Below are 6,616 nucleotides of genomic sequence, written 5' to 3'. Positions count from 1 at the left end.
GCCCCGGGGCGCCAGACGGCGAGCTGGGCGACGACCAGCCGGGTGGAGCGGGCGCAGAGCAGGCCGACGGCGATGCCGGGGCCGATCCCGCGGGCGGCCAGCGCGCTGGCCAACCGGCCGGAGGCGTCGAGGAGTTGGCGGTAGGTGAGGACGGTCTCGCCGTCGGTGACGGCGAGCGCGGCGGGGTGCTGCTCGGCGTGCCGGGCGATCAGGGCGGGAACGGTCCGAGCGGGAACGGTCTGGGCAGGACCGGTCTGGGCAGAGCGGGCCTGGACGGTGCCGCCCACGGTGACGGAGGACATCGGGTTTCCCTTCCGGGCGCCCCGGCGCTGGCGGCCGGGGCGCCCTGCGGAGGAGGTGCGGGTGGGCGGGTCAGACGGTGGTCGGGGCAGGCCGGCCGCCGGCCGACCTCTCGTCGAGGAGCCGGGCGACGGCCCGCAGGTCGGGCTGGCGCAGCACCAGGGCGGCCCGCAGCCGGACGCCGTACTCCTGCTCCAGGGCCGTCAACAGTCTGGCGGCGGCCAGTGAATTCCCGCCCGCGGCCAGGAAGTTGTCGGCCGGGCCGAGGTCGGCGCGGCCGAGCAGGTCGCGGCAGAGCCGCAGCACGGCGCGTTCGGTGGGCGTGTCGCCCTCCTGCGCCGGCGCGGGCTGCTCGGCCTGTTCCTCCGCCTTGAGCAGCGCGGCCCGGTCGATCTTGCCGTTGGCGTCCAGCGGGAAGGTGTCGACGATCCGGAGGGCCGAGGGGACGGCCTGTTCGGGCAGCCAGGGCCGGACGGCGTCCAGCAGCTCAGCCCCTGCCAGGGGCTCCGGCTGCCCGGGCTGGACGAAGGCGATCAGCCGGGCGCCGCCCGCCGGGGCGGGTGCGGCGGCCACGACCGCGCGGCGCACCCGGGCGTCGCGCTCGAACGCGGCCTCGACCTCGGCCGGTTCGATCCGCACCCCGCTGACCTTGACCTGGTCGTCGAGCCGGCCGTGGAACTCCAGCACGCCGTCGGCGCGCATCAGCACCCGGTCGCCGGTGCGGTAGACCCGGTCGATGCCGTCGACGCCGGGCGGCACCTCGACGAAGCGGCGGGCGGTGAGCTCGGGGTCGAGGTAGCCGGCGGCCAGGCCGCGGCCGCCGATCCGCAGCTCGCCGGTCTCCCCGCGCGGCACCGGCCGGCCCTGCTCGTCGGTGACCAGGACGACGGCGCCGGGGATCGGCAGGCCGATCGGCGGCGCGTCGTCGCCGTGGCCGCCGCCGGGCGCCATGCTGTGCACGGTGGTGGTGACGGTGGCCTCGGCGGGGCCGTAGGCGTTGTGCACGGTGGCGGTGACGTCCGGGCCGGGGGCCCGGCGCAGCCGGTCGCCGCCGATGGTGAGGTGGCGCAGGGCCAGGCCGGTCGGCCAGGGCCGGTCGAGCAGGGGTTCGGCGAGCGGGGTGGGCAGGACGGCGACGGTGACGCCTGCCTCGCGCCACCAGTCGGCGAGGGCGCCGGAGTCCCAGCGGACGGCGTCGGGGGCGACGACGAGCGTGGCGCCGGAGGTGAGGCCGGCCCACAGCTCCATCACGTGCGGGTCGAAGGCGACCCCGATCAGCAGGCTGTGCCGCTCGCCGGGGCCGAGGCCGGTGAGTTCGCGGTACCACTGGAGGAGCGCGCCGAGGGCGGGCTCGCCGACCGCGACGGCCTTGGGGGTGCCGGTGGAGCCGGAGGTGAGCACCGCGTAGTGGGTGCCGGCGGGGGCGGTGGCCTGCGGGCCGTCGGTGGCGGGGGCGAGGGCCGCGACCACGGCGCCCGCCCCGGGCAGGGTCAGGGTGAGGTGTTCGCCGTCCCGGTGCCCGGGCGGCAGCAGCGCCGGGTCGCCGACCAGGCAGGCGGGCCGGAGCTGTTCGGCGACGGCCTGGAGCCGCTTGGCGCCGGGGCGGGGACCGAGCGGCAGGTGGACGGCGCCGAGCTTGGCGACGGCCAGGGTGACGGCGGCCAGCGCGGCCGAGTGGTCGAGGCAGACGCCGACCAGGTCGCCGGGGCGCACCCGGTCGCGCAGGGCGGCGGCCACGGTGTCGGCCAGGCGGTCGAGTTCGGCGTAGCTGTGGCGGTGGGCGCCGTCGATCAGCGCGGGCGCGTCCGGCGTGCGGTGCGCCCAGGTGGTGAACAGGTCGAGGACCGCGCCGTCCTGGTGCGGACGGCCGTACCCGATGCTCAGGTCTTGCGTCATCGTGCTTCTCCCAGCGATTCCGGACAGGTGACGGACCGTCAGTTCAGGCCCATGGCGCGGGCGACGATGACCTTCTGGACCTCGGAGGTGCCCTCGATGATCGTCATCATCCGCACGTAGCGGTACAGGAACTCCAGCGGGTGGCCGCGCACCCAGCCGGTGGCGCCGTGCACCTGGAGCGAGCGGTCGACGGCGCGGATCGCGGTCTCGGAGGCGGTGAGCTTGGCGAGGGCCGCGTTCTCGGGCGCCTCGGTGCCCTCGTCGACGAGCCGGGCGCAGGCGAGGGTGAGCAGTTTGGACGCCTCGACCTCGGCCCGGGTGGCCACCAGGTGTTCCTGGACGTGCTGGTACTCGCCGATGGCGCGGCCGAAGGCGTGGCGTTCGCGGGCGTAGTCGACGCCCAGGCGCAGCGCGTACTCGGCGACGCCGTTGCACATCGCGGCGACCACCAGGCGGCCGCGGGAGAGGCTGTCGATGGCGAGGGCGGTGGCCGCGCCGACGCCCTCCTCGCCGCCGATCACGGCCTCCTCGCCGACGGTGACCCGCTCCAGCAGCAGCTCGAACAGCGGCTCGCCGGACATGCCCTCGTAGCGCTGGCCGATCCGCAGCCCGGGCTGGTCCATCGGGAGGACGAAGGCGGTGGCGCCGGCGGTGGGCCCGGCGCCGTCGCCGAGGTCGGTGGCGGCGACGACGAGTGCGAGTCCGGCCCGGTCGGCGTTGCTGACGAAGGTCTTGCGGCCGTTGATCACCCAGCCGTCGGCGGTGCGCACGGCGGTGGTGGTGAGCCGGAAGGCGTCGGAGCCAGCCTGCGGTTCGGTGAGGGCCAGGCAGCGGGTCTGCTCGCCGCGCACCAGCGGTACCAGGTGGCGCTCGACCTGTTCGGGCGTGCCGTTGCGCAGCAGCGGGCTGGGGCCGTCGGAGCCGGCCAGCGCGTACGGGGCGAGCGGGCAGCCGCTGCGCCCGGCGGCGTGGTGCAGCAGCACGACGGCGGTGAACGGCATGTCGGCGCCGCCGAGTTCCTCGGGGTAGTCGCCGGCGTAGAAGCCGAGGGCGGCGGAGCGCTTGCGGACGTAGGCCCGCAGGTCGGCCGGCGGCTGGTCGGCGGTTTCGGGCAACTCGGCGGCCAGCGGGACGAGTTCGCGGCGGATGAAGCTCTCGAAGGCCTCGACGAGTTCGCGGTGGCCGGCTTCGAGGACGGCGGAGGGGGCGGTCACTTGACGGCTCCGGTGAGGGCGCGGGCCTGGTCGGCCAGGACGGCGTGACGGAAGAGGGTGCGCAGCGGCGGGCGGCTGCCGAGGTGCGGCTCCAGCCAGGCGGCGAGCTGGGCGGCGAGCAGGGAGTGGCCGCCGACCTCGAAGAAGTGCGAGTCGGCGGTGAACCGGTCGTGGCCGAGCACCTCGCGCCAGGCGGCGGCGATGAGTTCCTGGCCGGGGTCGTCGAAGGCGCTGGCGGTGGCGGTGCCCGGCGCGGGCGCGGTCGCGGGCGCTTCGGCGGCGAGCCGGGCGAGGGCGGCGCGGTCGGGCTTGCCGCCGGGCAGGGTGGGCATCGCGGCGACCGCGGTCCAGGTGGCGGGGACGAGCCCGCCGGGCAGCCGCTGGGCGAGGGCGGTGTGCAGGGCGGCCTGGTCGGGCTGCTCGGCGCCCTCCAGGAAGCCGACCAGGCGCGGGCCGCTCTCCGGGTCGGTGTGCAGCAGCACCGCGCAGGAGCGGCCGCCGAGTTCGGCGGAGGCGGCGGCCTCGATCTCCTCCAGTTCGATCCGGTGGCCGCGCAGCTTGACCTGGTTGTCGGCGCGGCCGAGGAAGCGCAGCCGTCCGCGCAGGTCGCGGTAGCCGCGGTCGCCGGTGCGGTAGACCCGGGCGCCGTCGAGGGCGGGCACCGGGACGAAGCGGGCGGCGGTGGGTTCGGGCAGGCCGAGGTAGCCGTCGGCCAGCATGCCGCCGGCGACGGCGAGTTCGCCGACGCAGCCGGGCGGGAGCGGCTGGAGGGTGTCGTCCAGGACGTGGACGCGCACGCCGTCCAGCTCGGTGCCGAGCGGGATCTCGCCGTCGCCGGTCAGGTCGGCGGCGGTGACCTCGTACACGGTGGAGGTGACGGTGGCCTCGGTGACGCCGTAGGCGTTGAGCACGGTGACGGCCTCGGTCAGGCCCTCCAGGGCGCGGGCGGGCAGGCGTTCGCCGCCGAGGACGAGCAGCCGGGGCGTCCAGCGGCCGTCGCGCAGCGCCTCGCGCAGGTCCTCGCGGACGGCGAGCAGGTAGCTGGTCGGCAGGTTGGCGACGGTGACGCCGCGCGCGGCCAGGACGGCGACCAGCTCGGGGCCGGTGGGCACCTCGCGCTGCGGCAGCACCAGGGCGGCGCCGACGGCCAGCGCGGGCAGCACCTCCTCCAGCGCCACGTCGAAGGACGGGCGGGCGAACAGCAGCACCCGGTCGGCCGGGGTGAGCCGGTAGCGGGCGGCGATCGCGGCGACGTAGCCGGCCAGCGCGGCGCGGCCGACCTGGACGGGCTTGGGCACGCCGGTGGAGCCGGAGGTGTGGATGAGGTAGGCGGCGCCGTCGAGCACCTCGGCGGGCCGGGCCGGCGGGAAGGCCGGGCCGTCCAGCAGGGCGGGGGCGGCGACGCCCTCGGCGGGCAGGGCGAGGGCGCTCTGCCGGGTGGCCAGCACCAGGGCCGGGGCGAGGCGCTCCAGCAGCAGGCCGAGCCGGGCGGCCGGGTCCTCGGTGGACAGCGGTGCGTACACGGCACCGTGGCGCAGGCAGGCGAGCAGGGCGACCACGCTGTCCACGCCGCGCGGCAGGACGGCGGCGACCGGCTGGCCGGGGCGGACCCCGGCGGCGCGCAGGCGCTCGGCCAACTCGGTGACGCGGCGGTCGAGTTCGCCGTAGCTGAGCCGTTCGGCGCCGGCCAGCAGGGCGAGCGCGGTCGGGTCGTGGGCGGCGGCCGGGTCCAGCGCGGCGGCCGACTCCGGGACGGCGGTGGCGGGTTCGGCGCCGAGGGCGGGTGCCAGGACGGCGAGCGCGGTCTGCGGCTGGTCCAGGTAGCAGCGCAGCAGCTCCAGCAGGCGGTCCGCGAGCAGGGCGGCCGCGGCCTCGTCGAAGAGGTCCGCGTCGTAGTCCCAGACCAGGGTCATCCCGGCGGCGCCGTGCTTCTCGCCGACCACCCGGCGGTCGTCCGGGAGCAGCACCAGGTCGAGGTCGAAGCGGGTGGTGCCGGTGTTGAAGCCCTCGTACAGCGAGACCTCCAGCCCGGGCGCCTGGACGTCCGGCAGGGCGGCGTCGTGCGCGCTGAACATCACGTTGAACAGCGGGTTGTCCGCGCCGGTGGTGTGCAGGCCGAGGCGGCGGGTGAGCTCCTGCACCGGCAGGTCCTGGTGCGGCAGGGCGCGCAGCAGGACGTCGGTCACCTCGTCGACGGCCTCGGTGCCGGGCGCGGCCGGGTCCAGCCGCAGGCGCAGCGGGACGGTGTTGACGAACATGCCGACGGTGCCCTCGAAGCCCTCCGGCCGGTTGCCGACGGCGGTGCCGACGACGAGTTCGCGGTGGCCGCCGTGGCGGCGCAGCAGTTCGGCGAAGAGCGCGAGCAGGGTGCTGAACGGGGTGTGGCCGTCCTCCCGGCTGCGCTCGCGCAGCCGTTCGGCGAGGTCGGCGCCGATCGCCTGGCGCAGCTGGCCGCCCCGGTGGCGGCGGACCGCGCCGGGCCGGGCGAGGCCGGGCAGTGCGACGGCGCGCGGGGCGTCGGCCAACTCCTGGAGCCAGAAGGCGAGTGCGCGCTCGCGGGCGTCCGGGTCGGCGGCGGCGCGGGCGTGCTCCCGGTACGAGGGGGCGGCGGGCAGCTCGTACGGTTCGCCGAGCACGTGGGCGCGGTAGACGGTGAAGAGGTCGCGCAGCAGGATCGCGAAGGAGTGCCCGTCGTGGACGAGGTGGTGCTCGACGTGGATCAGGCGGTGGTGCTCGGCGCCGAGGCGGACCAGGTGCCAGCGCAGCAGCGGGGCCTTGGCGGTGTCCAGCGGCTCCTCGGCCTCGGCGGCGAGCAGGGCGCGGAAGGCGGCGTCCGGGTCGGTCTCGGCGGTGAAGTCGCTGACGCGCAGGAGGGGTTCGCAGTGGTCGGCGACCCGCTGGCCGGGCAGGCCCTCCGGGCGGGCGACCAACTCCAGCCGCAGGCCCGGGTGGTGGCCGAGGACGGCGGCCAGTCCGGTGCGCAGTGCGGCCTCGTCGAGGTCGCCCCAGAGGTCGAGCACGGCGGTGAAGTTGTAGGCGCGGCTGCCCGGGAGCATCTGCTCGTGCAGCCAGACGATCTCCTGCGAGGAGGAGAGTGCGAACATGGGCGGATCCCTTGTGTGGTGGGCGGGTGGGCACGGTGGTGGCCGGCGGCGGGCGTGGGTGGTCCCGCCGCGGCCGGGGTCCGGCCGCGCGCGGGGGTGGGG

General features: G+C 76.9%; 4 protein-coding genes. All 4 read right to left on the bottom strand.

What is annotated here, in order from left to right; all coding sequences use genetic code 11:
* Window positions 1-302 (bottom strand): AMP-binding protein (locus tag ABTY15_RS36800; RefSeq protein WP_350605665.1); only part of this gene is annotated, 302 nt, incomplete at its 3' end.
* A 70-nt stretch (window positions 303-372) separates the two neighbouring features.
* Window positions 373-2,196 (bottom strand): amino acid adenylation domain-containing protein, encoded by a 1,824-nt coding sequence (locus tag ABTY15_RS36795; RefSeq protein WP_350605663.1) that lies wholly within the window; start codon window positions 2,194-2,196, stop codon window positions 373-375.
* Between the two features lie 38 nt (window positions 2,197-2,234).
* Window positions 2,235-3,410 carry an acyl-CoA dehydrogenase family protein gene (locus ABTY15_RS36790; protein ID WP_350605659.1) on the bottom strand — a complete coding sequence of 392 codons (1,176 nt, stop codon included), beginning with the start codon at window positions 3,408-3,410 and terminating at the stop codon, window positions 2,235-2,237.
* Window positions 3,407-6,514, bottom strand: coding sequence for a non-ribosomal peptide synthetase (locus ABTY15_RS36785; RefSeq protein WP_350605656.1), 3,108 nt, complete (start codon window positions 6,512-6,514; stop codon window positions 3,407-3,409). The genes ABTY15_RS36790 and ABTY15_RS36785 overlap by 4 nt, the downstream gene beginning before the upstream one ends.
* Window positions 6,515-6,616 lie beyond the last annotated feature (102 nt).

It is taken from the genome of Kitasatospora sp. NPDC097643, assembly GCF_040302625.1.
GTDB lineage: Bacteria > Actinomycetota > Actinomycetes > Streptomycetales > Streptomycetaceae > Kitasatospora.
This window is presented reverse-complemented; position numbering and strand designations above follow the sequence as displayed.

Excerpts from the sequence above, each read along its gene's own strand:
- ABTY15_RS36795 (WP_350605663.1), bottom strand. The coding sequence starts at position 2,196 with ATGACGCAAGACCTGAGCATCGGGTACGGCCGTCCGCACCAGGACGGC.
- ABTY15_RS36785 (WP_350605656.1), bottom strand. The coding sequence starts at position 6,514 with ATGTTCGCACTCTCCTCCTCGCAGGAGATCGTCTGGCTGCACGAGCAG.